The sequence below is a fragment of the Falsiroseomonas oleicola genome (genome assembly GCF_019029495.1).
Classification (GTDB): domain Bacteria; phylum Pseudomonadota; class Alphaproteobacteria; order Acetobacterales; family Acetobacteraceae; genus Falsiroseomonas; species Falsiroseomonas oleicola.
In genome coordinates, this window is the sequence record NZ_JAERQM010000003.1 from 493,420 (window position 1) to 519,237 (window position 25,818).

At 70.2% G+C, this 25,818-nt stretch carries 24 protein-coding genes; 12 read left to right on the top strand and 12 right to left on the bottom strand.

Annotation, left to right across the window (positions count from 1 at the left end):
• Nucleotides 1–30: 30 nt before the first annotated feature.
• The 3 genes from JJQ90_RS13160 to JJQ90_RS13170 form a co-directional block, all read right to left on the bottom strand.
• Complete coding sequence (locus tag JJQ90_RS13160) at nucleotides 31–1,236, bottom strand: MFS transporter (protein WP_216876058.1); 1,206 nt, start codon at nucleotides 1,234–1,236, stop codon at nucleotides 31–33.
• 316 nt (nucleotides 1,237–1,552) lie between these two features.
• Nucleotides 1,553–4,387: a DNA polymerase I gene (polA, locus tag JJQ90_RS13165; RefSeq protein ID WP_216876060.1), complete on the bottom strand. Its 2,835-nt coding sequence runs from the start codon at nucleotides 4,385–4,387 to the stop codon at nucleotides 1,553–1,555.
• Between the two features lie 2 nt (nucleotides 4,388–4,389).
• Nucleotides 4,390–4,614, bottom strand: coding sequence for a zinc-finger domain-containing protein (locus JJQ90_RS13170; protein WP_216876062.1), 225 nt, complete (start codon nucleotides 4,612–4,614; stop codon nucleotides 4,390–4,392).
• Between the two features lie 154 nt (nucleotides 4,615–4,768).
• Here JJQ90_RS13170 and JJQ90_RS13175 point away from each other — a divergent pair, with 154 nt between their 5' ends.
• Complete coding sequence (locus JJQ90_RS13175; RefSeq protein WP_216876064.1) at nucleotides 4,769–5,776, top strand: alpha/beta hydrolase; 1,008 nt, start codon at nucleotides 4,769–4,771, stop codon at nucleotides 5,774–5,776.
• Between the two features lie 3 nt (nucleotides 5,777–5,779).
• Here the strand turns inward: JJQ90_RS13175 and JJQ90_RS13180 are convergent, their stop codons facing one another.
• Nucleotides 5,780–6,919: a 2-methylaconitate cis-trans isomerase PrpF family protein gene (locus tag JJQ90_RS13180; protein ID WP_216876066.1), complete on the bottom strand. Its 1,140-nt coding sequence runs from the start codon at nucleotides 6,917–6,919 to the stop codon at nucleotides 5,780–5,782.
• Nucleotides 6,919–8,100: an enolase C-terminal domain-like protein gene (locus tag JJQ90_RS13185; protein ID WP_216876068.1), complete on the bottom strand. Its 1,182-nt coding sequence runs from the start codon at nucleotides 8,098–8,100 to the stop codon at nucleotides 6,919–6,921. Before JJQ90_RS13185 ends, JJQ90_RS13180 begins: the two co-directional genes overlap by 1 nt.
• Before the next feature lie 78 nt (nucleotides 8,101–8,178).
• On the opposite strand from JJQ90_RS13185, the gene JJQ90_RS13190 reads away from it, so the two are divergent.
• Together JJQ90_RS13190 and JJQ90_RS13195 are read left to right on the top strand one after the other, a co-directional pair.
• A complete protein-coding gene (locus tag JJQ90_RS13190; RefSeq protein ID WP_216876070.1) occupies nucleotides 8,179–8,955 on the top strand; it encodes an enoyl-CoA hydratase/isomerase family protein in 777 nt (258 codons plus the stop codon).
• Nucleotides 8,956–8,999: 44 nt separating this feature from the next.
• Nucleotides 9,000–9,980, top strand: coding sequence for a Bug family tripartite tricarboxylate transporter substrate binding protein (locus JJQ90_RS13195; RefSeq protein WP_216876072.1), 981 nt, complete (start codon nucleotides 9,000–9,002; stop codon nucleotides 9,978–9,980).
• Between the two features lie 161 nt (nucleotides 9,981–10,141).
• Here the strand turns inward: JJQ90_RS13195 and JJQ90_RS13200 are convergent, their stop codons facing one another.
• From JJQ90_RS13200 to JJQ90_RS13215, 4 genes are read right to left on the bottom strand one after another with little or no spacing between them, the layout of a single operon-like run.
• Complete coding sequence (locus JJQ90_RS13200) at nucleotides 10,142–11,815, bottom strand: gamma-glutamyltransferase family protein (protein WP_216876073.1); 1,674 nt, start codon at nucleotides 11,813–11,815, stop codon at nucleotides 10,142–10,144.
• Nucleotides 11,816–11,820: 5 nt separating this feature from the next.
• Nucleotides 11,821–12,801 carry an NAD(P)-dependent oxidoreductase gene (locus JJQ90_RS13205; protein ID WP_216876075.1) on the bottom strand — a complete coding sequence of 327 codons (981 nt, stop codon included), beginning with the start codon at nucleotides 12,799–12,801 and terminating at the stop codon, nucleotides 11,821–11,823.
• 10 nt (nucleotides 12,802–12,811) lie between these two features.
• Nucleotides 12,812–13,405: a thiamine pyrophosphate-dependent enzyme gene (locus tag JJQ90_RS13210; RefSeq protein WP_216876077.1), complete on the bottom strand. Its 594-nt coding sequence runs from the start codon at nucleotides 13,403–13,405 to the stop codon at nucleotides 12,812–12,814.
• A 3-nt stretch (nucleotides 13,406–13,408) separates the two neighbouring features.
• The gene (locus JJQ90_RS13215) at nucleotides 13,409–13,960 is read right to left on the bottom strand and encodes a thiamine pyrophosphate-binding protein (RefSeq protein WP_230410614.1); all 552 of its coding nucleotides are present in this window, start codon (nucleotides 13,958–13,960) and stop codon (nucleotides 13,409–13,411) included.
• Nucleotides 13,961–14,043: 83 nt separating this feature from the next.
• Here JJQ90_RS13215 and JJQ90_RS13220 point away from each other — a divergent pair, with 83 nt between their 5' ends.
• Entirely contained in the window at nucleotides 14,044–15,402 is a 1,359-nt protein-coding gene (locus JJQ90_RS13220; RefSeq protein ID WP_216876079.1) for an ethanolamine ammonia-lyase subunit EutB, read from the top strand.
• Nucleotides 15,399–16,136, top strand: a complete 738-nt coding sequence (gene eutC, locus JJQ90_RS13225) for an ethanolamine ammonia-lyase subunit EutC (RefSeq protein ID WP_216876081.1) — start codon at nucleotides 15,399–15,401, stop codon at nucleotides 16,134–16,136. The genes JJQ90_RS13220 and eutC overlap by 4 nt, the downstream gene beginning before the upstream one ends.
• On the opposite strand, the gene JJQ90_RS13230 is transcribed toward eutC, so the two are convergent.
• The 3 genes from JJQ90_RS13230 to JJQ90_RS13240 all read right to left on the bottom strand — a co-directional run bounded on the left by JJQ90_RS13230 (nucleotide 16,118) and on the right by JJQ90_RS13240 (nucleotide 18,123).
• Complete coding sequence (locus tag JJQ90_RS13230) at nucleotides 16,118–16,444, bottom strand: cupin domain-containing protein (protein ID WP_216876083.1); 327 nt, start codon at nucleotides 16,442–16,444, stop codon at nucleotides 16,118–16,120. The two genes, eutC and JJQ90_RS13230, sit on opposite strands and share 19 nt — an antisense overlap.
• Complete coding sequence (locus tag JJQ90_RS13235; protein ID WP_216876085.1) at nucleotides 16,441–17,790, bottom strand: amidase; 1,350 nt, start codon at nucleotides 17,788–17,790, stop codon at nucleotides 16,441–16,443. Before JJQ90_RS13235 ends, JJQ90_RS13230 begins: the two co-directional genes overlap by 4 nt.
• Before the next feature lie 177 nt (nucleotides 17,791–17,967).
• Nucleotides 17,968–18,123: a hypothetical protein gene (locus tag JJQ90_RS13240; protein ID WP_216876087.1), complete on the bottom strand. Its 156-nt coding sequence runs from the start codon at nucleotides 18,121–18,123 to the stop codon at nucleotides 17,968–17,970.
• A 151-nt stretch (nucleotides 18,124–18,274) separates the two neighbouring features.
• Here JJQ90_RS13240 and JJQ90_RS13245 point away from each other — a divergent pair, with 151 nt between their 5' ends.
• From JJQ90_RS13245 to JJQ90_RS13275, 7 genes are all read left to right on the top strand, one after another.
• Nucleotides 18,275–19,258 carry a TRAP transporter substrate-binding protein gene (locus JJQ90_RS13245; RefSeq protein ID WP_216876089.1) on the top strand — a complete coding sequence of 328 codons (984 nt, stop codon included), beginning with the start codon at nucleotides 18,275–18,277 and terminating at the stop codon, nucleotides 19,256–19,258.
• Between the two features lie 71 nt (nucleotides 19,259–19,329).
• A complete protein-coding gene (locus JJQ90_RS13250) occupies nucleotides 19,330–19,845 on the top strand; it encodes a TRAP transporter small permease (protein WP_216876091.1) in 516 nt (171 codons plus the stop codon).
• Nucleotides 19,846–19,851: 6 nt separating this feature from the next.
• Complete coding sequence (locus JJQ90_RS13255) at nucleotides 19,852–21,150, top strand: TRAP transporter large permease (RefSeq protein WP_216876093.1); 1,299 nt, start codon at nucleotides 19,852–19,854, stop codon at nucleotides 21,148–21,150.
• Nucleotides 21,151–21,283: 133 nt separating this feature from the next.
• A complete protein-coding gene (locus JJQ90_RS13260) occupies nucleotides 21,284–22,126 on the top strand; it encodes an NAD-dependent epimerase/dehydratase family protein (RefSeq protein WP_216876095.1) in 843 nt (280 codons plus the stop codon).
• Nucleotides 22,123–22,965, top strand: coding sequence for an aldose epimerase family protein (locus tag JJQ90_RS13265; RefSeq protein ID WP_216876097.1), 843 nt, complete (start codon nucleotides 22,123–22,125; stop codon nucleotides 22,963–22,965). The genes JJQ90_RS13260 and JJQ90_RS13265 overlap by 4 nt, the downstream gene beginning before the upstream one ends.
• 42 nt (nucleotides 22,966–23,007) lie before the next feature.
• Nucleotides 23,008–24,147, top strand: coding sequence for an FAD-dependent oxidoreductase (locus JJQ90_RS13270; protein WP_216876099.1), 1,140 nt, complete (start codon nucleotides 23,008–23,010; stop codon nucleotides 24,145–24,147).
• On the top strand, nucleotides 24,144–25,766 hold the full coding sequence (locus tag JJQ90_RS13275) for an acyl-CoA dehydrogenase (protein ID WP_216876101.1): 1,623 nt from the start codon (nucleotides 24,144–24,146) through the stop codon (nucleotides 25,764–25,766). The genes JJQ90_RS13270 and JJQ90_RS13275 overlap by 4 nt, the downstream gene beginning before the upstream one ends.
• The last annotated feature ends 52 nt before the right edge of the window (nucleotides 25,767–25,818 follow it).

Genomic DNA, 25,818 nt, shown 5'->3' on the forward strand with positions numbered 1-25,818 from the left:
CAGTGGGCCCTTGGAACCCCGGACCTGGGCTCACGCCGGGCGGCGCAGCTCCTGCACCAGGGCCATCGTCGCGGTGGCCAGCATGAAGGCGCCGCCGAGCAGGAACACGGCCTCCGGCCGCCCACTGTCCACAAGCCAGCCGAAGACCGGTGGCGCGACCATGCCGCCGATGTTGAAGCCGGTGGAAACTACGCCGAAGACCGCGCCGGACTGGCCCGGCGGGGCCGCGGCGCGCACCATCATGTCCCGCGACGGCATGCAGAGGCCGGTCATCACCCCGGCCAACCCCAGCACCCCCACCACCAGCCAGGCCGGCATGGCCAGCAATCCGACGGCAATGGTCAGAACGCCCGCAATCCCGAAGCCGCCCATCGCCACCAGCCCGTGCCGCTTCGCCCGGTCCGCCAGCACCCCGCCGAGCAGCACCCCGCCGGCCGAGCCGGAGAGCAGGGCCGTCAGCGCGATGGAGGCCATGCCGAGGCTCATGCCGCCCGCGGCCACCAGGGCCGAGATGGCGAAGGCGTTCATGCCGCCGACCGATAGCGCGATCAGCACGAAGAAGCCGGTGAGCGACAGCACGGCCGGGTTCAGCACGCGCGTCTGCTGCCCGGCGACGGGCTTCGGCGCCACGCCCTTCACCGGGTCCGCCGGGCAGGTCGCCAGCACCCAGATCGCGACCAGCCAGGCGATACCCCCCGCCACCATCAGCGCGCCGGAAAGCCCCAGCCAGGCCGCCAGCCCGAGCATCAGGAAGGGCGCCACCGCCCCGCCGGCGAAACCGGCAAAAGTGTGCAGCGAAAAGGCGCGCCCCATGCGCGGCCCGGCCATGGCGGTGTTGAGGATGGCGTAGTCCGCCGGGTGGTAGACGGCATTGGCCAGCCCGGCGAGCGCCCCCGCCAGCAGCACCATCGGATAGCTCGGCGACAGGCCCACCAGCGTGAAGGCCGCGCCCCCGACGACCAGCCCCGCCGCCAATACCCGCCGTGGCCCGATCCGATCGACGAGAAAACCCATCGGCGCCTGGGTGAAGGCGGAGACGATGCTGAACAGGGTGATGGCCAGCCCCAGCTCCACGAAGCCGACGCCAAGCTGGGCCTGCAGCAGCGGAAACAGCGGCGGCAGCACCAGGATGTGCAGATGGCTGACCGCATGGGCGGCGCCGATGGCGCCCAGGGTGCGGCGTTCCGTGGGGCTCCAGGCCGCGCCCGAAAGGCCGGTATCCGCCGTTATGCTCACTGCGCATCCACCCGCTTTTGCAGCCCGGATAGACCCGGGGACAGCCACCGACAAGGTGGGGCCGCCCCGGCGGATGTCACGGCTCCGCGCAGGTCACGGCAAGGCAGCACAACATGCGGCCCGCACAGCGGGCCGAGCGGCCGAATGGCCGCCGCCGCAAGTGCGGCGAGCCAAGCGCGCGGAGCGCGCGCCCGGCGCCTGAGGGTTTGATGTCAAAATGCGGCCCGCATCGCGGGCCGAGCGGCCGAATGGCCGCCGCCGCTTATGCGGCGAGCCAAGCCGCCGGAGGCGGCGCCCGGCGCCTGAGGGCATATACTCAATGCGCCTCGGACCAGGAGGCGCCGTGGCCGATCTCGACGGCCAGTGGCACGGAGAGGCTGGCGACGCCCTCCATGATGGATTTCACCAGCGCCGAGGTCGCCTCCACCTCCGCCGTCGGCACCTCGAACACCAATTCGTCATGCACCTGAAGCAGCATCCGCGCGCCAAGCCCGGCCTCCCGCAAGGCCAGCGGCAGGCGCACCATGGCGCGCTTGATCACCTCCGCCGCGCCGCCCTGGAAGGGGGCGTTGATGGCGGCGCGCTCCGCCCCGCCGCGACGCACGGGGTCCTTGCTGGCGATGTCGGCGATCCACAGCTTGCGGCCGAAGGGGGTCTGGACGTAGCCGGTGCTGCGCGCGTCCTCCTTCAGCTTTTCCATGCAGGCGCGGATGCCGGGATACTGGCCGAAATAGGCGTCGATGATCGCCCGCGCCTCGCCCGGCCCGATCCCGAGCCGCGCGCCCAGGCCGAAGGCGGACATGCCATAGATGATGCCGAAATTGATCGTCTTGGCGCGCCGCCGCGCTTCCTTGTCCACCGCCTCCGGCGCCAGGTGGAAGATGTCCGCCGCCGTCCGCGAATGGATGTCCTGGCCCTTGGCAAAGGCGTCCTTCAGCGCCGGCACATCGGCGACATGGGCCAGGATGCGCAGCTCGATCTGGCTGTAATCCGCCGCCAGCAGCACATGGCCGGGCTCCGCCACGAAGGCGCGACGGATGCGGGCGCCTTCCTCGGTGCGGACCGGGATGTTCTGCAGGTTCGGATCGCTGGAGGACAGGCGCCCGGTGGAGGTCAGCGCCATGGCGAAATCGGTATGCACCCGCCCCTGGGCATCCGCCGCCTGGGCCAGGGCATCGACATAGGTGGATTTCAGCTTGGCGATCTGCCGCCAGTCCAGCACCCGACGCGGCAAAGCGTGGCCCTGCACGGCCAGTTCTTCCAACACGCTGGCATCGGTGCCCCAGGCGCCGGTCAGCTTGCTGCGCTTGCCGCCAGGCAGCTTCTGTTCATCGAACAGGATTTCGCCAAGCTGCTTCGGCGAGCCGACATTGAAGGGCTTGCCCGCCAGCTCATGGATCTCGCGCTCGTACCGCGCCAGCTTCTCCGTGAAATCGACGCCGATCCGCGACAATTCGGCGGCGTCGATCTTGATGCCGGCGATTTCCATGTCACGCAGCACCGCCACCATGCGGCGTTCCACCTGCTCATACAGCGTCAGCGCCCGCGCGCCGCGCAACTCCGGCCGCAGCGCGTGCCACAGGCGCAGCGTCACATCCGCATCCTCGGCGGCGTAGGCGGTGGCCTTGTCCAGCGGCACCTTGCTGAAGGTGATGCGGTTCCGGCCGGTGCCGGTGACGCTGTCGAAGGTGATGCAGCTGTGGCCCAGATGCAGCAGCGCCAGTTCGTCCATGCCGTGCCCGTGCTTGCCGGCGCGCAGCGCGTAGGACATCAGCATGGTGTCATCCACGGGCGCCACGGCGATGCCGCCATTCTCCGCCCGCCACAGCACTTCCAGGTCGTATTTGGCGTTGTGCAGCACCTTGAGGACGGAGGGGTCCTCCAGCAGCGGCTTGATCTCGGCCAGCGCCGCTTCGGCGTCGATCTGTTCGGGATGCGCCGCGCCCATCAGGTCGCCGCTGCCCTCATGCCGCAGCGGCACGTAGCAGGCGCGGCCCGGGGCGGTGGCGAGCGAAAAGCCGACCAGTCGCGCCTTCATGGCGTTGAGGTTGTCGGTCTCCGTGTCGAAGCCCACCACGCCGGCCGCCTGGGCCGCGGTGATCCATTCGCGCAGGGCCTCGATGGTGGTGACGGTGGCGTAGTCGCCGAAGGGCGTCGCCTCGGCGGTCGCGACCGGCGCCTCGCTCGCCGGCGCGGGCGGGCGAAAACCGTTGCCGCGCGTGACCGCGCTGGCATCGCCCAGGCCGAGGCGGGCCAGCAGGCTGCGAAAACCATTTTCGCGCAGGAATTTCTCGAGCGTCGCCGGATGCGGCGCGCGGGTCAGCATCTTCTCGATCGGGCAGGGCAGCGGCGCATGGGCGTCGAGCTGCACCAGCCGCTTGCTGATCCGCGCCTTCTCCGCATTCAGCTCCAGCGCTTCCCGCCGCTTCGGCTGTTTGATCTTGGCGGTATTGGCCAGCAGCGTTTCGAGGTCGCCGTATTCGTTGATGAGCTGCGCTGCGGTCTTGATGCCGATGCCAGGGACGCCTGGCACATTGTCGGTGCTGTCACCGGCCAGGGCCTGCACCTCCACCACCTTGTCGGGTGTCACGCCGAACTTCTCAAAGACTTCCGGCTCGCGGATCGGCTTCTGCTTGATCGGGTCCAGCATCTGCACGCCGGGGCCGATGAGCTGCATCAGGTCCTTGTCGGAGGAGACGATCGAGACCTCGCCACCCTCCTCCACGAAGACGCGGGCATAGGCGGCGATCAGGTCATCCGCCTCGAAGCCCGGCTGTTCGGCCTGGCAGACGCCGAGCGCTTCCGTCGCCTCCCGGATCAGGGCGAATTGCGGGATCAGCTCGGGCGGCGGCTCGGGCCGGTGCGCCTTGTAGTCAGGGTAGAAATCATTCCGGAACGTCAGCCGCGCGCTGTCGAAGACCACCGCGATATGGGTGGCGGCGTGGCGCGACAGGAATTGCGACAACATCTGGGTGAAGCCGAAGACGGCATTCACATGCGTGCCATCCGGCCGCGTCATCGGCGGCAGGGCGTGGAAGGCGCGAAAAATGTAGCCGGAGCCGTCGACCAGGATCAGCCGCTTCTGCCCCGCCGCGACCGGCGGGACGGCTTCCTCGACGGCGGTGGCCGGGGGCAGGGCGGCTTCGGTCATGCTCAGTGTCCGCTATCCTCGCCTGCACCCTCGGCGAGGCGGTAGGTGCGGGAGCAATAGGGGCAGGTCACCTGCCGGTCCTCGATGCGCAGATAGACCAGCGGATGGCCCAGCGCGCCGCCGCCGCCATCACAGCCCGGGACGCGTGTGGTGACTTCCAGAACGTCCTCCGGCGTCACACCGGGCAGGGCGACCGGGGTGTAGCCGGTCTGTCGCGCATCGCGCATGGCGGTCCTCATGGGCTGGGGCCGGGCTGGGGCAGGCCGGCCATGGCGGGAACATAGGGGGGGCGGAGGGGCACGGCCAGCCCCGACCTTGCGGGGCGAGGCCGGTCTGCGTTAGCCGTGGGACGCTTCAGGCGGCAGAAGGGTTTGGCGCGGAATGGCTTGGCGGCGTGGTGTCCTGGCCCTGCTCGCTTTGCTGCTGGCTGCCGCCTGCACCCCCGTGGTGCTGCCCGCCGGCCCCGCCATCGTCATGCCCTTCCTGCGCGGGGAGGCGGTGGTGACCGCCGATGGCGCGGTGCTGCCGATGCGCAGCTTCGCGCCCGAAACCCCTCCGCGGGCCGTTCTGCTGGCGCTGCACGGCTTCAACGACCATTCCGGCAATTTCCTGGCCGACAGCATCGACCAGCTCACGACCGGCGGGCTGCTGGTCTATGCCTATGACCAGCGCGGCTTCGGCCGGTCCCCCAACCGGGGCTACTGGCCGGGGGCGGAGACCATGGCCGAGGATGCCATCATCGCCGCCCGCCTGCTGCGCGCCCGCCACCCCGACCTGCCGTTGTTCCTGATGGGGGAGAGCATGGGCGGCGCCGTTTCCATCCTGGCCGGCACGGCGGCGGAGGCGGCGCCGGTGGATGGCTATGTGCTGCTGGCCCCGGCGCTTTGGGGGCGGGAGAGCATGAACGCCGTGATGCGCGGCGGGCTGTGGCTGGCCGCGCGCACCATGCCGATCCTCGGCTTCCAGGGCGGGGTGGGCGGCGTGGTCGCCAGCGACAATGCGGCAGCGCTGCGCCGGCTGGGCCGCGACCCGCTGGTGATCCGCCGCACGCGGGTGGATGCGGCGGTGGGGCTGGTCGATCTGATGGACGCGGCCAGTGCGGCCCTGCCCACCTGCTGCCGCGGGGTGGGCAACCGCCCCATGCCGGTACTTTTGCTTTACGGCGACAAGGATTCGCTGATCCCGGCCCGGCCGGTGCGCGCCGCGCTGCGCCGCCTGCCGCCGGACAGCCCGGTGAGGATCGCCATCCATGAGGAAGGTTTTCATCTGCTGCTGACCGACAGCAACCGCGAGGCGGTGGTGGGCGACATTCTGGCGTTTACCGCTGATCCCCGCGCGCCCTTGCCCTCGGGCGCCGAGGATTTCGCCCGGGGCTGGCTGGCGCGGTAGGGCTCAGCCGGGAATCCAGACCCGCCCGTCGAACAGCCGCCGCGCCGTCCGGTAGAAGGACCCGGCACGGGCGACCCATTCGCCCGCCTCCTGCGCCACATCCGCGCCCACGGTCAGCACGCCGGAAGGCATGCCGATGCGGATCGGCCCCGGCGCCACGGCCCCGAGGCATTCCGCCACCACCGTCCCCGCGATACGCGCCGCCACGGCGGTACAGAGCGAGCCGGTCAGCGGCAGCGCCCGGTGCGGCTGGCCGTTGGAGATGATGCGCGCCGCCAGGTCGATCTCCCCGGCCGCGATGGTCTCCCCTGACAGGGTCGGCGCCTCGGCCGGCGGGCTGACGAAGCCGATATAGGGGACGGAGCTGATCGCCTTCGCCGCCGCCAGATCCGCGCCGATGCCCATGCGGATGGAGGCCTGGAGCCGGATGGCGTCCAGCAGCGCCAGGATATCCGGCCGCGCTTCCAGCTCCTCCGGCAATTCGCGCCCCGTCAACCCGATATCCCGCGCCCGGATGAAGGCGGAGGCATTGGCGGCATCGACCAGGGAGGCCTCGATGGGCCCGAATCCCGGCACCTCCAGCATATCCTTGACCTGCCCGCTGGGCAGCAGCCGGCCGGTGGTGGCGCCGCCGGGCTGCACGAAATCCAGCCGCACCGGCGCACCCGTGCCGCCGACGCCGGGGATGGACAGGTCGCCCAGGACCTTGGCGCGCCCATCCTCCAGCTCGAAGGTGTTGTGGATGATCTTCTTCGTATTGGTGTTGTAGATGCGGACGGTCGCGGTCTCGCCATTCGGCCGCACCAGCCCCTCATCCACCGCGAAGGGGCCGACGGCGGAGCTCATATTGCCGCAATTGCCCTTCCAATCCACGCGCGCCTCGCGGATCAGCACCTGGGCAAACGTGTAGTCGATATCGGCGTCATCCCGCTCCGACGGCGCCAGCACGCAGATTTTCGACAGGGACGATACACCGCCGCCCATGCCGTTGAGCTGCCTTCCATAGGGGTCGGGCGTGCCGAGCGCCGCCATGAAGATCGCGTCCCACTCAGCCCGATCCGCCGGCAGGTCGCGGGCGTGGAACATGATGGCCTTGCTGGTCCCGCCGCGCATGAAGACGGCGGGAATGGCGCGCTGGGCCATCAGCCGAGGCCCTTGAAGACTTCGAAAAGCTTGTTCTTCGCCTCGAAGCCCACGCCCGGGATGTCCGGCATCGCCACGCGCCCCTCCACCACCGGCACGTCATCCGCGAAGCCGCCAAACGGGGCGAAGACCTCCGGATAGCTTTCATTGCCACCCAGGCCGAGGCCGACGGCGATACTGAGGGCGAACTGGTGCCCACCATGCGGCACGCAGCGGCGGCGCGACCAGCCATGGGCGGCCAGCATGTCCAGCGTCCGCAGGTATTCGCACAGCCCATAGGACAAGGCCGGGTCCATCTGCAGGATGTCCCGATCCGGCCGCAGCCCGCCATGGCGGATCAGGTTGCGCGCATCCAGCATCGAGAACAGATTCTCCCCAGTTGCGATCGGCGGGCCGTAGTGTTCCGCCAGGGTCGCGTGCGTGGAATAATCCAGTGGGTCGAGCGGTTCCTCGTACCAGCGCAGCCCCATCGGCTCCAGCGCCGCGGCATAGGCGAGTGCCGCCGGCAGGTCGAAGCGGCCATTCACATCGACCGCCAGCTTGCTGCCATCGCCGCCCAGCAGCTTCACCACGGCCTCGATCCGCTCGATATCCTCGGCCAGCGCATCGGCGAGCGCGGTGCCGGGGGCGCCGCCGATCTTCATCTTCACCGTGGCATAGCCCATGCCGAGGTAGCGCTTCATCTCCTCGACCAGCGCATCCACCCCCTTGCCGGGGTAGTAGTAGCCGCCGGCGGCATAGACCCAGGCGGCCTCATCCGCCTGGCCGCCATTGTAGCGATCGGCCAGCAGCCGCCACAGCGGCAGGCCCTCCAGCTTCGCCGCCGCGTCCCACAGCGCCATGTCCAGCACGCCCACGGCGACGCTGCGCTCGCCATGGCCGCCAGGCTTTTCGTTCTTCATCATCGCCGCCCAGGCGCCCTGCGGGTTCAGCCGGCCGTCCGGGCCGGTGATCTGGGCCTCCGTCGCCTCCGTCAGCCGCGGCACGAAACGCTCCGCCAGCAGGCCGGGCTGGGCGTAGCGACCGTTGGAGTTGAAGCCGTAGCCGGTGGCACGCCTGCCGCCTTCCCCTTCCACCGTGACCGCGACGATGGAGGCGGTCATCTTGGAGAAGTCGATATAGGCGTTGGCGATGTCGCTCGCGATCGGGGCGATGCCCTGCTTGACGCTGACGATACGCATTCTTGTCAGTCTCCATCCGGTTGCCGGACTTGTCGCCCCGGGTGACCTGGCCGCACAAGAGGGGGAGGAGGAACCAATATGCCCGACATCCTGCACGAGACCCGCGGCCCGGTGGCCTGGACCACGCTGAACCGCCCGGAACAGCGCAATGCCATGACCTTCCCGATGTATGAGGGCCTGTTCGAACAGGCCGCCGCCGTGGCCAAGGACCCGGCGATCCGCTGCTGGGTCATCACCGGCGCCGGCGGCAAGGCCTTCGCGGCCGGCACCGACATCAGCCAGTTCCAGAATTTCTCGACCGGCCAGGACGCGCTGGACTACGAAACCCGCATCGACCGCGTGCTGTCCGCCATCGAGGATTGCCCGAAGCCGGTGATCGCCGCGGTGGCCGGGGCCTGCGTCGGCGGGGGGCTGGGGATCGCGGGCGTCTGCGACATGCGCATCGCCAGCGCCAATGCGCGCTTCGGCGTGCCGGTGGCGCGCACCTTGGGCAACACGCTGTCCACCATGAATATTTCTCGATTCGCCGCACTGATCGGCCCGGCGAAGCTGAAGGACCTGATCTTCACCGCGCGGCTGATGGACGCGCCGGAGGCGCTGGCCGCCGGCTTCATCTCCGAGATGCTGGAGACGCCGGAAGCTTTGGCGGAACGCGCCGAGAAGCTGGCCGTGGAGATCGCCGGCATGGCGCCGCTGACGCTGACCGCGACCAAGGTCGCCCTGAAGCGCCTGCGACTGGCCGCCGGCACCATCGAGGGTGACGACCTGGTGACCATGTGCTTCGGCAGCAATGACTTCCGGGAGGGTGTTCAGGCCTTCCTGGCCAAGCGGAAGCCCGTCTGGACGGGAAGCTGACCACAAGGCATCCTTCGGACCATAAGCAAAAAACCGGAGGAAACATGTTCACACGACGCAGCCTTCTGGCCGCGGCGGGCGCTGCTGCCCTGCCGCTGCCGGCCTGGGCGCAGGGCGCGGCCGGCGCCTATCCCAACCGCACCGTCGCCCTGCTGGTCGGCTTCGCCCCGGGCGGCGGCACGGACATCATCGCCCGCCTGCTGCAGCCCGCCTTGCAGGAGGATTTCGGCCAGGCCATCGCCATCGAGAATCGCGCCGGCGGGTCCGGCACCATCGCGGCGGCGACCAATGCGCGCGGCCGGCCGGATGGCTACCAGATGCTGATGACCACGGTCAGCGCCTCCGCCGTCGTGCCGCCCACCATGCGGCCGCCGCCCTTCGACATCATCGCCGACCAGACGGCGGTGGTGCTGGCCGGCACCGTGCCGCTGGTGGCGGTGGTGCCGCTGAATTCCCCGGCGCAGACATTCGAACAGTTCATCGCCCATGCGAAGGCGAATCCGGGGAAGCTGAACTACTCCTCCTCCGGCGTCGCGACGCAGCAGCATCTCGCGGCCGCCGCGCTGAGCTTCGCGGCGGGGCTGGAGATGACCCATATTCCCTTCCGCGGCACCGGCCAGGCGGTGAATGAGGTGCTGGCCGGGCGCATCGACATCGCCATCGATACCCTGCCCACCTACCTGCCGCATATCCGCGCCGGCCGGGTGCGGGCGCTGGCGACCACGCTGAAGCAGCGCGTGCCGACGCTGCCGGATGTGCCGACCATCGCCGAAAGCGGCTTCCCGGATTTCGATGCCGCCGTCTGGTACATGGTGATGGGCCCGCCCGGCCTGCCTTCCGCCATCAGCGAGCGTTGGGTTCAGGCAGTGAACAAGGCGCTGTCCGATCCGGGCCTGCGCCAGCGCGTCGCCGATGCCGGATTCATCCCCGGCGGCGGCACCAGCGCCGAAGCCTCCGCCTTGTTGCGGCGGGACGCGGCGAAATATGCCGAGGTGATCCGGCGCGCCAATATCACCTTCGACTGACGCGCGCGGGCGGCGGGGGGCTTATACCAGCGGACCGGTCTCTTGACCGGTCCGAGCGCCCGAATGGGCGCCGCCGCAAGTGCGGCGAAGCCAAGGAAACCGGAGGTTTCCGCCCGGCGTCTGAGGGGGCCCGGAGCGGTCACGCGATAGGGCCGTTGGTATTAATCCCCCGCCGCCACCCCATCCCGTCGCGGATCGGCGGCGCCTTCCAGGCGTCCGTCGGGCCGCCGGCGGATCACCTGGAGCCCGGTATTCATCACCACGACGCGCGGCGCATGGCCCAGCGCGGTCAGCGCCGGGGCCTGGGCTTCCAGCGGCGTGCCCCGTTCCAGTTCCACCGTCCCGGTCTGGGCGCCGATGCGCGGGCGGGCGGTGGCGCGTTCGGCATCGGCGCCGAAGGCCAGAACCTCGATCACCGCGGCGGCCACGGCATCCGGAATCCGCGCCCCGCCGCCGGCACCCAGCACCAGTTCCGGCCGCCCATCCGCGCCGAAGACCATGGTGGGCGCCATGGTGGTCACCGGCCGCTTGCCGGGGGCCAGGCGGTTCTGCGCCGGGCGCTCCGCGGTGCCGGGATTGGTGGCGAAGTTGGTCATGCCGTTGTTCAGCGTGATGCCCATCGCCAGCAGCTCGGCGCCGAAATTCAGGTTGTTGGTGGTGGTGAAGGACACGGCATTGCCCGCCGCATCGAGGATGACGACCTGCGTCGTCGCCGTCTCCGCCATCGGGTCGCTGGCGGGGGGCAGGGCGCCGTGGCGCTGCGGCGGGTCGCCGGCCGCGACCTCCGCCATCGCGCGACCCGGCGCGGCCAGGGCGGCACGCTGGTCGAGATAGGCGCGGTCCAGCAGGCCGGGCAGCGGGTTCGCCACCTGGTCCGGATCACCGATCCAGCGCCGGCGATCGGCGGCGGCCAGCCGGCTCGCCTCCACGAAGATATGCGCGGCTTCCGCACTGTCCCGCCCGGCGCGGGCGATGCCGAGGCGTTCAGCGATGGCGAGCGTCTGCAAGACCGCGATGCCACCGGAAGATGGCGGGGCAGCGGTGCAGATGCGGCGCGCCAGCACCTCGGCGCAGAGCGGATCGCGCTCCACCGCGCGGTAGCCGCGCAGATCTTGCAGCGTCAGCCAGCCTGGTGCCGGCTCCACCGCCACGGCTTCGACCACTGCCTGGCCGAGCGCGCCGCCATAGAGCGCGGCCGGCCCTTCGCTGGCCAGCAGGCGCAGCGCCCGGGCCTGATCCGCATTGCGGAAGGGCGCGCCGGCCGCCAGCGGCTCGCCGGCCGCGTCGAAATACAGCGCGCGGATGGCCGGCACGCGCCGCAGCTCCACCGCGCGGTTGCGGATCACCTGATGCAGATAGGGCGGCAGGGGGAAACCATCCTCAGCCAGCCGGATCGCGGGGGCGAAGAGCTCCGCCCAGGGCAGCCGCCCATGCGCCGCATGCGCCAGGGCCAGCGCGGCGATGGCGCCCGGCACGGCCACGGCGCGGCCGGACCGCGCGATGGTGGCCGGGCCGATGCCGCCGGCGGTCAGCCGGTCCGCGCTCGCCGCCGGGGCGCCGGCGATGCCCTCGTAATAGCGCAGCCGCCCCGCCGCCTGGTCCCAGGCCAGCAGGAAGCCGCCGCCGAGCAAGCCGCTGGCATGCGGCTCCGCGACGGAAAGCGCCGCCTGCGCCGCCACCGCCGCATCCACCGCGCTGCCGCCGGCACGCAGCATGGCCAGCGCCGCTTCCGTCGCATGGGGGCTGGCGGTTGCCGCCATCTGCCGCGTGGCCCGAACCGGCTCCGCGGCAAGGGGCGTGGCGAGGAGCAGGAAGGCGAGCACCAGGCGGCGCATGGTGTTTAATTCCTTCTGGGAAGGACTTCCTTGTTGACGATCACATCCGGGTCCAGCGTGCCGGTGAAGCAGGCCAAAGCGGCGGCGGCGGAATCCAGCGCCATGCGGCGCAGCCCCTCCGCCGTGCTGGCGGCGACATGCGGGGTCATGATGAGGTTCGGCGCGGAGAGCAGGCTGATCGGCGTTTCCACCGGCTCCTCCTCGAACACGTCGATGCCGGCGGCGGAAAGATGGCCGGCGCGGAGTGCGGCTTCCAGCGCATTCTGGTCCAGCACCGTGCCGCGCGCCGTGTTCACCAGCACCGCGCCCTTCTTCATCCGCGCGATGAAGGCGGCATCCGCCAGGTTGCGCGTCTCGGCGGAGGACGGCACATGCAGCGTCACGATATCCGCCCGCCCGGCCGCTTCCGCCGCATCATCCACCGGCTCGAAGCCCAGGCCGCGGATGCTGCCCTTGGCGACATTCGGGTCGCGCACCAGCACATGCATGCCGAAGGCGGCGCAGAGCTTTGCCACCCGCGTGCCGATGCGGCCAAAGCCCATCACCAGCACGGTCTTGCCGGCCAGGTCGAAGGTTGGGAGGCTCGGTTGCGAGCCCCAGACCGGGGTCGGCTGGTGCATATTGGCGTTGAAGGCCGGCAGCTTGCGGGCGCAGGCGAGCATCATCATCAGCGCATGTTCGGCGACGGAGACGGCATTCGCCTCCGGCGTGATCGCCAGCGGGATGCCGCGCTCGGTCAGGGCGGGGACATCGACGATGTCGTAGCCGACGCCGTGCCGCACCAGGATCTTCAGGTTGGGGCAGTTCGCCAGGAAGGCGCGGTCGATGCGGATGGTGCGCACGATCAGCGCATCCGCCTTGGGCAGGTTGGCGGCCATCGATTCCGGGGAGAGGTCCATCAGCACCTCCACCGTGACGCCCGGCGTCGCCCGCATCCTGGCGATGGCTTCCTCGTGGATCGGGCGGACGCAGATCACATGCGGCATGTTCGGGCCTTCAAAGCTGGTGGTGGGCGGCGGGGCCGAGCAGGGCCTCGCGGAAACGCGCCTGGAGGATGGCGCCATCGCGCGGCGGCAGCACCAGCGGCAGATTGCCCGGCGCGATCTTTGTGACCGCGAAGACGGTGCCTGTGCCGGCGTGGATTTCGGCGCGCAGGGCCGGGACCTGTTCGAGGGTCGTCAGGGTACGCGCGCTGGCGAGGCCGGCGCCGCGTGCCATGGCGGCGAGGTCCACGCCATGCCGCGTCGCCGTCTCCTGGTTGCCCGTCTCGCTGTAATGCTCATTGTCCAGCACCACGACGGACAGGTTCGCGGGTTTCTTGACCGCGATGGTGGCCATGGCGCCGAGCGCCATCAGCATCTCGCCATCCCCGGTGATGACCAGCACCTTGGCTGATGGCTGCGCCAGCGCCAGTCCTAGGCCCATCATCGCCGCGCCCCCCATGCCGCCCCACAGGGGAAGGTTGCGCGGGTGGTCGCCGATGGCGGTGATGTCCCAGGCGGAGGCGCCGAGGCCGGCGATCACCAGCAGGTCGCCACGATCTTCCAGCAAAGCGCGCACCACGTCGCGCCGGTTCGGGTATTCGGCCATGGATCAGTCCTTCCCGAAGGTCTTGGCGCCGATCAGACGCTGGCCAAGCAGGGTGGCCGCCGGCCGAAAGGTGTTGAAGGCGAGGCGCAGCGTGGCGTCCACCGTCTCCGCCACATCCTCCGGCCGATCGGCGCGGTGCACGATGGTGCCCATGGCCTCCAGCACCGTCTGCGTCGCTTGCCCCATCGGGATCTGCGCCGGATTGAACTCGGCGAAGTCGCCGCGCATGGTCACGATCATCGGCAGCGGCGTGCGGTGGATATGCGACAGCGACAGCATGTTGATGCAGTTGCCGACGCCGGAGCTCTGCATCAGCAGCACCCCCTTCACCCCGCCCAGCCAGGCGCCGCAGAGCAGGGCCACGCCCTCCTCCTCCGTCGTCAGGGTGACGACCGTCATTTCATTGTCGGCAAGGCATCGCTTGATCAACCGGCTGTGGCCGGCATCCGGGACCAGGGCGACCTGGGTGATACCATTGGCCTTCAGCGCGTCGTAGATCCGATCCGGCCAATCGGCGCCCGCATCCGGGCGCATCTCCAGCTTGTCGCGGTCCATTCCGTCCCTCCTGATTTGTGGCATCCTCCCCCTGCGCGGGCGGGCTGGCAACCCGGCGGGCGGGCGCAGGGGGAGGGGGCGGCATGGGTTTTTCCGCGACGGTCGGCGGCACGCGGCACGTCTTCGCCGACCTGCGGCAATTGCTGGCCTGCGCCACGCCCTTCCGGTCCGGCGATGCCCTGGCCGGGGTGGCCGCCGAAAGCGCGGCGCAGCGCGTGGCGGCGCAGAGGGCGCTGGCCGACCTGCCCCTGGCGCATTTCCTGACCGAGGCGGTCGTGCCCTATGAGGCGGATGAGGTCACGCGGCTGATCCTGGACAGCCACGACGCCGCCGCCTTCGCGCCGCTCGCGCACCTCACGGTCGGCGGCTTCCGGGACTGGCTGCTGGGAGAGGCGGATTCAGCCGCGCTCACCACGCTGGCCCCAGGCCTGACGCCCGAAATGGTGGCGGCACTCTCAAAAATCTGCCGGTTGCAGGATCTGGTGGCGATCGCCGCCAAATGCCGCGTCGTGACGAGGTTCCGCAACACGCTGGGCCTGCCCGGCACGCTCTCCATCCGCCTGCAGCCGAATGACCCGGTGGATGATCCGAAGGGCATCGCCGCGCAGGTGCTGGATGGGCTGCTGCTCGGCGCCGGGGATGCGGTGATCGGCGTCAATCCGGCGACGGACAATGTGGAGAACCTGTGCCGCGTGCTCGGCCTTTTGGATGCGGTGCGCGACCGCTACGCCATCCCGACGCAAAGCTGCGTGCTGGCGCATGTCACCACCACCCTGCTGGCCATGCAGCGCGGCGCGCCGGTGGACCTGGTGTTCCAATCCATCGGCGGCACGCAGGCGGTGAATGAGAGCTTCGGCGTGTCGCTCTCCCTGCTGGCGGAGGCGCATGCGGCCGCGCTGGCGCTGAAGCGCGGCACGCTCGGCGACAACTGCATGTACTTCGAAACCGGCCAGGGCAGCGCGCTCTCGGCCGATGCGCATCACGGCGTCGATCAGCAGACGCTGGAATGCCGCGCCTATGCCGTGGCGCGCCGTTTTCGCCCGCTGCTGGTCAACAGCGTCGTCGGCTTCATCGGCCCCGAATACCTGTTCGACGGCAAGCAGATCACCCGCGCCGGCCTGGAAGACCACATGTGTGGAAAACTGCTCGGCCTGCCGATGGGGGTGGATGTTTGCTACACCAACCATGCGGAAGCCGACCAGGACGACATGGATGCGCTGCTGACGCTGCTCGGCGTGGCGGGCGTCACCTATGTGATGGGGGTGCCGGGGGCGGACGACACCATGCTCGCCTATCAGTCCACCTCCTTCCATGACGGGCTCTATGTCCGCGCCGCGCTGGGCAAGACTCCGGCGCCCGAGTTTCTGGCGTGGCTGGAGCGGATGGGCCTGGCCGACCGCACGCCGGATCGCCTGCCCATGGCGGTGGCGGGGCTGCTGTGAGCGCGCCCGTCCTCTGGCGCGACCTGCGGCGCCACACGGCGGCGCGCGTCGGCCTTGGCCGCGTCGGCAACGGGCTGCCCACCGCGGCGCATCTCGATTTCCAGGAGGCGCATGCCCAGGCGCGCGATGCCGTCTGGTCCGTGCTCGACGTGCCGGCTTTGCAGGCGGCGCTGGGGGCCGAGGTGGTGGCGAGTGCCGCGCCGGATCGCCGGACCTACCTGCTGCGGCCCGATCTCGGCCGGCGCATGGCGGAAGGTCTTTCCCTCGCGCCGCGCCCGGGCTGCTTCGCCATCGTGGTGGCGGATGGCCTCTGCGCCACCGGCGTGCAGGCCCAGGCGCCGGCGCTGGCGCAGGCGCTGACCAGCGGGTTGCGGGCGGCGGGCTGGGACGTGGCACCGCCGGTCATCGCCACCCAGGCGCGCGTCGCCATCGGGGACGCCATCGGCGCGGCGCTCGGTGCCGCCATGGTCGCAGTTCTGATCGGCGAAAGGCCGGGCCTGTCCGCGCTGGACAGCATGGGCATCTACCTGACCCACGCGCCACGCCCCGGCCGCAGCGACGCCGAGCGCAACTGCATCAGCAATATCCGCCCCGGCGGGCTGAGCGTGGCGGAGGCATCCGCGAAACTGCTGTGGCTGGTTCAGGCCGCGCGCGACCTTGGCGCCACGGGTGTCGCGCTGAAGGACGAACAGCCCGTACTGCCGTTGCTGGAGGATCAGCCGGAGGGCAGGTGAACCGCCAGCCACAGCGCATCCGCGCTGGTCGCCTCCACGCGATGCCGGCAGCCCGCCGGCAGCACCGCCCAATCCCCCGCCGCCATGGCGCGCACCGTGCCGTCGGCGAAGCCGAGCGTGGCACTTCCCCGCGCCAGCAGCACGAATTCCGTGCCCGGCTGGTCGTACCAGAAACCCTCCGGGCTGGCGGCGTGGTGGGAGGCGATGCGCTCGATCACCACCCCGCCTTCCGCCAGCAGGGTGACAAGGCTTTCGGCGCCCTCGGCCGGCGCCTCGCCTTCGGACAGGGCGCCGAAGCGTGGGGTCACGCCGCCAGCGCGGCCTCCACCGCCTGCGCCACGGCGAAGAGCTTCGCGTCGCCGCCATGCTCGCCCATCAGTTGGAAGCCGACCGGCGCCTCCCCCGGCCTTTGGCAGGGCAGGCTGATGGCGCAGCGGTCGAGGAAATTGCCGACGGCGGTGTTGCGCAGCAGCAGCAGGTTGATGCGGCCATATTCCGCCTCGTCCTCGATCGCGGAAATCGCCGGCGGCACCAGCGGGCAGGTGGGCGACACCACCGCGTCGAACCCCGCCGTGCGGGCGGCGAAGGCGGCGATGATCCGCGCCCGGTCCTGGCCGAGCTGGATGTAGTCCGCCGCCGACATCTGCCCGCCGCGCAGGATTCGGGAAAGAATGCGCTGGTCATAGGCCTCGCGCTGCCGCTCGATCAGCCCGCGATGCCAGGCGAAGGCCTCGCTCGCCGCATAGCCGCCGGTGGCATTGGCCTTGGGGATATCCGCCAGTTCCGGCACCGTCAGCAACTCCACCCGCGCCCCCGCCGCCGAGAGCTTTTTCAATGCCGCCTCGAAGGCCGTGGTGACCTGCGGGTCCCAGTTCTCCGTCACATAGCCTTGCAGCACGCCGAGCCGCATGCCGGCGATGCCTTGGGCAGGGGCGGGCACCCAGCCATCCTCCCCGGCCATCAGGCTGTCCAGCACCGCGCAGCAGGCCACCGACCTGGCCAGCGGCCCGAGGCTGTCGAGCGTGGAGGACAGCGGCAGCGTGCCGGCCAGCGGCACCCGCTTCGCCGTTGGCTTCCAGCCGACAATGCCGCAGAGCGCCGCAGGAATGCGGCAGGACCCGCCGGTGTCGGAGCCGAGGCCCGCGAACCCCATCCCATCCGCCACCGCCACCCCGGCGCCGGAGGAAGAACCGCCCGGCAGCCGCCCCGTCGCCCGGTCCCAGGGGCTGCGCGGCGTGCCGTAATGCGGATTATGGCCGAGGCCGGAGAAGGCAAATTCGACCATGTTGGTGCGGCCCAGCACCACGAACCCCGCGCGCAGCAGCCGCGCGACGGCGGGTGCGGTGGCCGTGGCCGGCGCCACATCGGCCAGCGCCTTCGATCCGCCGCGGCTCCGCTGCCCGGCCTCGTCATACAGATCCTTCACGCTGATCGGGATGCCGGCCCAGGGGCTCGGTGCGCGGCCGGCGGCGCGCAGCGCGTCCATGGCATTGGCCGAGGCGCGGGCGGATTCGGCATGCACGGCGAGGAAGGCGCGCGCGCCCTCGCCACCCGGCTCGGCGATGCGGGTCAGCGCGGCCTCGGTCAGGGCGCGGGCGGTGGTGGTGCCGTCGGCCAGGGCGGCGGCGGCTTCGGCGAGGGTGGCAGGCGACATATCGGGGCGCTTCCGGCAGGGATGCCGGATGCTGCGCAGGACGGCGCCGCTTCGCAAGCCGGCGTCATGATTGGCCCAACCTGCGCCCGCCAAAGGCGGACGAGCGGCCGGATGGCCGCCGCGCCAAGTGGCGCGCAACCAAGCGCGCGGAGCGCGCGCCCGGCGCCTGAGGGCGGCTCAGTCCGTTTCCGGCATTGCCAGACGGTCATTGGCCGGCGGTGTTGCCACCACCAGCTCCAGCGCGCCAGGATAGGCGAGGAAGCCCAGCAGGGCCGCGGGCAGCATCAGCACCCCGCCAACCTCCACCTGCCCCATCGGATCGTCCGGGTCCATGCGTACCTCCTGCCAAGCCATGACAGCGCGGCGGCAGCCACCCGGTTCCTTCACAGCCCCTCCCAGGGTGAATTGACAAGGCGGCGGCTGCCAGTCGTATGATGTCGTATAACCCGCTGCCAGAAGGTGGCGGGGCCAAGGAGAGGACCCAATGAAAGCGATGCGCGCAATCCGCGCCGTGGCCCTGGCGGCCGCGGCCCTGCTGCCCTGGGCAGCCAGCCCCGCGGCCGCCCAGGAATGGCGCGGCTGGAACATCCATGCCGCCGACTACCCCAATGGCCAGGGCCTGGACCGCTTCGGCCAGTTGGTGATGCAACGCACCAACAACCGCATCCGCATGCGCACCTACCATTCCGCGCAGCTCGGCCAGCAGGATGAGGCGATCCAGCAGATGCGGCTGGGCTCCATCGACTTCGCCAATTTCAACCTCTCGCCCTTCAACAACCTGGCGCCGTCGACCAATGTGGTGACGCTGCCCTTCCTGTTCCGCAACGTGGCGCATCTGCACGCCGCGATCGACGGCGCGACCGGGGATGAGATCGCCAAGGACCTGGAGGCGATCGGCATCATCGCACTCGCCTGGTATGATGGCGGCGCGCGCAGCATGTACACCACGCGCCCCGTCCGCACGCCGGCCGACCTGCGCGGCATGAAGATCCGCGTGCAGACCAGCGACCTGTGGATCGACCTGGTGCGCGCCCTCGGCGCCAATCCGACTCCGCTGCCCTTCGGCGAGGTCTTCACCAGCCTGCAATCCGGCGTGATCGACGGGGCGGAGAACAACTACCCGTCCTATGAAAGCACGCGGCATTTCGAGGTGGCGCGCTACTACTCCACCACCGAGCATTCCAACGTGCCGGAAGTGCTCGCCGTGTCGCAGCAGCGCTGGCGCCGCCTGAATGAGCAGGAGCGGACGATCCTGCGCGACGCGGCGCGCGAAAGCGCCGCCTATCAGCGCGAGCTCTGGGCGGCGCGGGAACGCGTGTCGCGCCAGCGGGTCGAGGCCGCGGGCGTCACGGTGATCGAGATCGCCGACCGCACCCCCTGGTCGTCGCTGATGGAAGGCGTCTACGCGAAATACGCGGCGACCCCGCGCCTGGCCGGCATGGTGCAGGCGATCCGCGCCCTGCCGTGACCTGACAAGGGGTGGCCTTCGCGCCACCCCCTTTTGTCCAGCCTCCACCGCTCCCAGGAACGCACCCCGCCATGGCGCTGTTTTCCCGCCTGCTCGACGCCTTCTGCCATGTCGTCGTCATCGTTGCCGGCTTCGCGCTGGTCGGTCTCGTGGTGATGATGGGCTGGATGGTCTTCGGCCGCTATGTGCTGAACGACACGCCGACCTGGATCGAGCGCGCCGCGACCCTTTCCATCCTGGCCATCGCCCTGCCGGTCGCCGCCGTCGGCGTGCGGGAACGTTTTCACCTGTCGGTGCTGGGGTTCCGGGAGGCGCTGCCGATCGGCCCGCAGCGCTGGATCGCGGTGGGCTGCGACGCGGCGGTCGGCCTGTTCGGCCTGGCCATGGTGGTCTGGGGCTGGGAGATGGTGGGCATGGTCGCGCCCTTCCGGATCCCGCTGCTGGCGATCAGCCAGGGCTGGACCTATGCGCCGATGGTGCTCAGCGGCGCGCTGATCTGCCTGTTCTCCATCGAGCAGGTGCTGAAGGACATATTGAGCCCGGAGGGTCCCGAACAGCGCGGCGCCGCCGCGGCCTTCGTGGAGTAGCCTGACTTGGAAACCGGACTGCTCATCATCTTCGCGATCTTCGCGCTCGGCATCGTCTCCGGCATCCCGGTCGCCTTCGTCCTCGGCATCGCCGCCGTTGTGGGCTTCCTGTATGAGGGGCTGAACCCCGCGGTCGCCTTCCAGCAGATGACCTCGGGGATGAGCATCTTCTCGCTGCTCGCCATCCCCTTCTTCGTCTTCGCCGGGGAGCTGATGCTGCATGGCGGCATCGCAAGACGGCTGATCTCGGTCGCCTCCTCGTTGTTCGGCTGGATGCGCGGCGGGCTGGGGGTGGTGAATGTCTCCACCTCCATGCTGTTCGGCGGCATCTCCGGCAGCGCGGTGGCGGATGCCTCGGCGCTGGGGACGATCCTGATCCCGGCGATGAAGCAGCGGGGCTACGGCACCGATTATTCGGTCAGCGTCACCGTCACCAGCTCCATCGCCGGCATCATGATTCCGCCCAGCCACAACATGATCCTGTATTCGCTGGCGGCCGGCGGCGGCGTTTCGGTCAGCGCGCTGTTCATCGCGGGCTTCGTGCCCGGCCTCATCATGTGCCTCTGCCTCGGCATCGCGGCCTATGTGGTGGCCGTGAAGCGCGGCTATCCGGCGGAGCCGTTCCAGGGCATCCGGCACATCCTCTGGACCTTCATCGATGCGCTGCCGGGCATGCTGACCGCGGTCATCATCCTGGGCGGCGTGCTGTCCGGCATCTTCACCGTCACGGAAAGCGCGGCCTTCGGCACGATCTGGGCCATCCTGGTCACCGTGCTGGTCTATCGCAGTCTGAGCTGGGACAGCTTCAAGATCTGTGTCGCCGCCAGCGTGCGGACCTCCGCCGTGGTGTTCCTGCTGGTCGGCACCGCCACCGCCTTCGCCTATCTGCTGGCGCTGTACCGGCTGCCGGACCTGCTGACCGATGGGATGCTGGCGATCAGCTCCAACCCCATCGTCATTCTCATCATGATCAATGTCTGCCTGCTGCTGCTGGGCTGCGTGATGGACATGGCGGCGCTGATCCTGATCACCACGCCGATCTTCCTGCCGGTGGTCATGGCCATCGGCATGGATCCGGTGCAGTTCGGCATGGTGATGATGATGAACCTCGGCCTGGGCCTGACCACGCCCCCTGTGGGGGCGGTGCTGTTCGTGGGTTGCGCCATCGGCAAGATACCCATGGAGCAGATCATGAAGTCGATCCTGCCCTTCTATGCGGCGATCCTCTTCGCGCTGATGCTGACCACCTATATCCCGGCCATCTCGCTGACCCTGCCGAAGCTGCTGCTCGGCTATACGGGGTGACCGGCTGCGCTTTGGCCTTGCGGCCGGATGGGCGGAAGCTGGCGGCCCATCCGACGCTGGGTGGTCTGTTCCGCGCCGAGGGTCTGGGCCAGGCTGCGCCCATCACGCGTTTCGCTGACTGAGGAAACCCACCATGTCCGACACCAAGCCGATCCTGTTGACCGGCGCCTCCGGCAATCTGGGCCGCATGCTGACCAGGGAATTGTCGGCGGCCGGCTACACGCTGCGCCTGACCGACATCATGCCCTTCCCGGACGAACTGCCGAAGGGCACGACTTTCGTGAAGGCCGACCTGACCGAATCGCTCGCCGTCGTCCGCCAGGCGGAGGGTTGCGGCACCATCCTGCATTTCGGCGGTGTCTCGGTGGAAAAGCCCTTCGAGGAAGTGGCCGGCCCCAACCTGCACGGCCTCTACCACATCTATGAGGCCGCCCGGATGTTCGGCGCCCGCGTGGTCTTTGCCAGTTCCAACCACTCCATCGGCTTCCACGAAAGGCCGCAGGGCAACCAGGGCAAGCTGGATGCCGACTGCGCCTTCCGGCCGGATGGCTATTACGGATTGTCAAAAGTGTATGGCGAGCTGATGGGCCGCATGTACTGGGACAAGCACGGGGTGGAGAACGTGAATATCCGCATCGGCTCCTGCTTCCCGAAGCCGATCAACAAGCGGATGCTGGCCACCTGGCTGTCCTATGCCGACCTGGCGCGCCTCATCACCCGCACCATCGAGGCCGAGAAGGTCGGGCATTGCGTGGTCTGGGGCGCCTCCAAGAACCCCGACAGCTTCTGGGCCGCCGACCACCGCGACCGGCTGGGCTGGGAACCGCAGGACACCGCGGAAGACTACCGGACCGAGGTCGGCCACATCGTCTCGGACGACCCGGTGGAGGAGCGCTACCAGGGCGGGGGCTACTGCTCGATCGAATATTCCCGCAAGGACGGCTTTTCGCCGCGCGATCAGTTCGACCTGGAATGATCAGGCTGGCTTCCGGCGACTGGGACGCCACCATCCTCATCAGCCAGGGCGCCGCGATCGGCGCCCTGTCCTGGCGCGGCCTGCATATCGTGGAGCCGGTGCCGGAGGGTGAAAGCCCCAATCGCGGGCTGCACAGCGCCTTCCTGATGGCGCCCTGGACCAACCGCCTGGCGGATGGGCGGATCAGCGTCGGTGGCCGGGACCATGTCATGCCGATCAATCGCCCGCTGGAAGGCAATGCCCTGCACGGCTTTGTCCGCGAGCGGGTCTGGACCGTCGAGGCCCAGGCGCCGGACAGCGCCGTGCTGAGCTGTACGGTCGACCATCCGCCCTTCCGCTGCGCCGCTACCCTCCACATTGCCCTGGCGGCGGAAGGCCTCAGCCTGTCCCTCGCCTTGACCAATACCGGCGATGCGCCGACCCCCATGGGCATCGGCTGGCACCCCTTCTTTACCCGCCCGCCCGGCACAAGGTTGCGCTTCGCCGCCAGCACGATCTTCGGCCGCGATGCCCGCAACCTGGCCGTCGCACCCCGCCCCTGCGCCGGCCTGGAAGGCGATGAGGCGGTGCTGGAGGGGTTGGACACGCATTTCGCCGGCTGGGATGGCGTGGCGGAAATCACCCGCCCCGGCGGCCCCGACCTGCGGCTGGCAGCGACCGGCGACTGGGCGCGCAACCTTCAGGTCTATGCGCCGCGTGGCATCCCGGTGCTCTGCGTCGAGCCGGTGAGCCATGTGCCCGATGTGGTGAACCGCCCCGAACTGGCGCCGCACGGCCCGATGCACATGCTGGCGCCGGGGCAGGTGCTGCAGGGCGCGGCAACCCTGCATCTGTTGTAGCCCCCCTCCCCAAGCGGCGCGTGGCCGGGCAAGACTTGCGGCATGCAGAGCGCACTCATCCTCGGTGGCGGAATCATGGGCCTCTCGGCCGCCTGGGCGCTCGACCGCGCCGGCTGGGCGGTGCGGGTGGTGGATCAGGACGAGCTGCCCAATGCCCGCGGCAGCTCGGTCGATGACCACCGGCTGATCCGCCACGCCTATGGCGCCGCCGCCGGCTATATGCGGATGATCGACCCGGCCTATGCCGCCTGGGCGACGCTGTTCGCCGAGGTCGGGGAGGTGCTGCATGTGCCGACCGGCGTTCTGGCCCTATCCAATGCTCCCGGCGGCTGGCTGGCGGAAAGCCGCGCGGCGCTGACGGGTGACGGCCATGCCATGTCGGACCTTTCGGCCGAGGCGGTGACGGCGCGCTACCCCTTCCTCGCCCCGGACGGCATCGCCAGCGCCTTCCACATGCCGGCGGGCGGCGTGCTGCTGGCGCGCCGCATCATCGAGGCCCTGCTGCGGCGCCTCGCCACGCGCGGCATCACCCCCCATCGAGGCCGCGCCACCGCGGTGGACCCGGCGCGGGGCGCATTGACGCTGGAGGATGGCACCACCCTCCAGGCCGATCTTCTGATCGTCGCCGCCGGCCCCTGGGCGCCGCGGCTTCTGCCGGGGCTCGCGGCCCGGGTGCGGCCGACCCGACAAATCATCGTCCGCCTGGCCCCGCCACCCGAGCGCATGGCCGGCTGGCAGGCGGCGCCGATGCTGCTGGACCTGGCGGAGGATGGCGGCTTCTACGCCGTGCCGCCCGTCGCCGGCACGCCGCTGAAGATCGGCGACCACCGCTTTGCCCCCACCGGCGACCCCGAGGCACCGCGGGAGGCGACGGCGGCGGAGGCTGAGACGATCCTCGCCTTCGCCCGGCATCGCATTCGCGGCCTCGATTCCTACCGGGTGCTCTCCGCCGCGGCCTGCTACTACGATGTGCAAGCGGAGGAGCGATTCGTGATGGAGCGGCTTGGCGATCGCGGCTTTGTCCTGTCCGGCTTTTCCGGCCATGGCTTCAAGTTCGGCCCGCTGCTCGGCCTGGCCTTGGCGCGGGCCGCGAGCGACCCCGCGCTGGCCGCGGCCCTGCCGGGCTGGGCTGCCGGCATCACGCCGCCACCGCCCGGCCTGCTGGCGGAGGTTTCGACATGAGCGCGGCAGATGACCTGATCCTGGGCCTGACCAAGGTTGTCGGCCTCCCTGGCCTCACCGAGGCCGCCGGTGCGCCCCTCGGCGAGGCGGACATCGCCGCTTTGGTCGAGGAAGCCGCGCGCTTCTGCACCGAGAAGCTGGCGCCCGGCTGGCAGCAGGCCGACCGCCATGGCGCCCGCTACGCCAATGGCACCGTCACCTGCCCGCCCCACTACACCCAACTGATGCAGGATTGGATCGCCAGCGGCTGGCAGGGCGTGGCAGCGCCGGAGGCGCATGGCGGGCAGGGCCTTCCCCATGCGCTCTGGGTCGCGGTGACGGAACTGGCCTCGGCCGCCGACATGGCCTTCTTCCTCGGCCCGGTGCTGACCGCCGGCGCCATCGACCTGCTGGTGGGCCATGCCACGCCCGACCAGGCGGCGCGCTGGCTGCCCAACCTCGTCTCCGGCGCATGGACCGGCACCATGTGCCTCACCGAGCCCCAGGCCGGCTCCGACCTTTCGGCGCTGCGCTGCCGCGCCGAGCCGGTGGGCGAGGGCCGCTACGCCCTGCACGGCCAGAAGATCTACATCACCTGGGGCGAGCACGACCTCACCGACAATATCCTGCACCTGGTCCTGGCCCGCCTGCCGGGCGCGCCGGAGGGCTCGCGCGGCATCTCGCTGTTCGCCGCGCCCAAGCTGCTGCCGGATGGCCAGCGCAATGCGCTCCGCTGCGGTGGCATCGAGCACAAGCTGGGCATCCATGCCTCCCCCACCTGCATCATGCTGTTCGACGGGGCGGAGGCGGAGCTGATCGGCGAGCCCGGGCGGGGCCTCAACGCCATGTTCGCCATGATGAACGCGGCCCGCCTCGCCGTCGGCGTGCAGGGCGTGGGGCAGGGCGCCCGGGCGCTGGAGCTGGCCGAGACCTACGCCGCGCAGCGCAGCCAGAACGGCCGGGTCATCGCCGACCATCCGGACGTCGCCCGCATGCTGATGGAAATGCGCGCCACCACCCTCGCCGGCCGCCTGCTGGCCCTGGAAGCGGCCGCCGCGCTGGACCGCCACCACCTGCTGGGCGAGGAAGCGGGCGCCATCCGCCTCGCCTTGCTCACGCCCATCGTCAAGGCGTGGTGCACCGATCGCGGGGTCGAGAATGCCAGCCTCGGCATCCAGGTGCATGGCGGCATGGGCTTCGTCGAGGACAGCGGCGCCGCCCAGGTTTTCCGGGACGCCCGCATCGCGCCGATCTACGAGGGCACCAACGGCATCCAGGCCATCGACCTTCTGGTCCGCAAACTGGCCCGGGACGAGGGCGCCGCCATGCGCGGCCTGCTGGCGGAGGTCGCCGCCAGCGACCCGCGCCTCGCACCCGCAACGGCCCGCCTGTCCGCCGCCACCGACCTCATGCTGGGCCTCCAGGCGAGGGACGCCGATGCGGCGCAGTCCCTGGCGGCGGCCTATCTGGATGCCTGCGGCTGGCTGCTGGGCGGCTGGATGCTGGCCCGCGCCGCTGCAGCATCCCCGGATCACGCCAGCCTGGCGCGGTTCTATCGCACACGGCTGCTGCCCCGGGCCGAGGCGCGCTGCCTCGAAATCGAAGGGGCGGCACAGCTTCTCGTGCCGGAAGTTCATTAACCCGCAATTTATTCCCTTGCAGGTTTCCAAGGCAGTCGCATTTGCTGGCCCA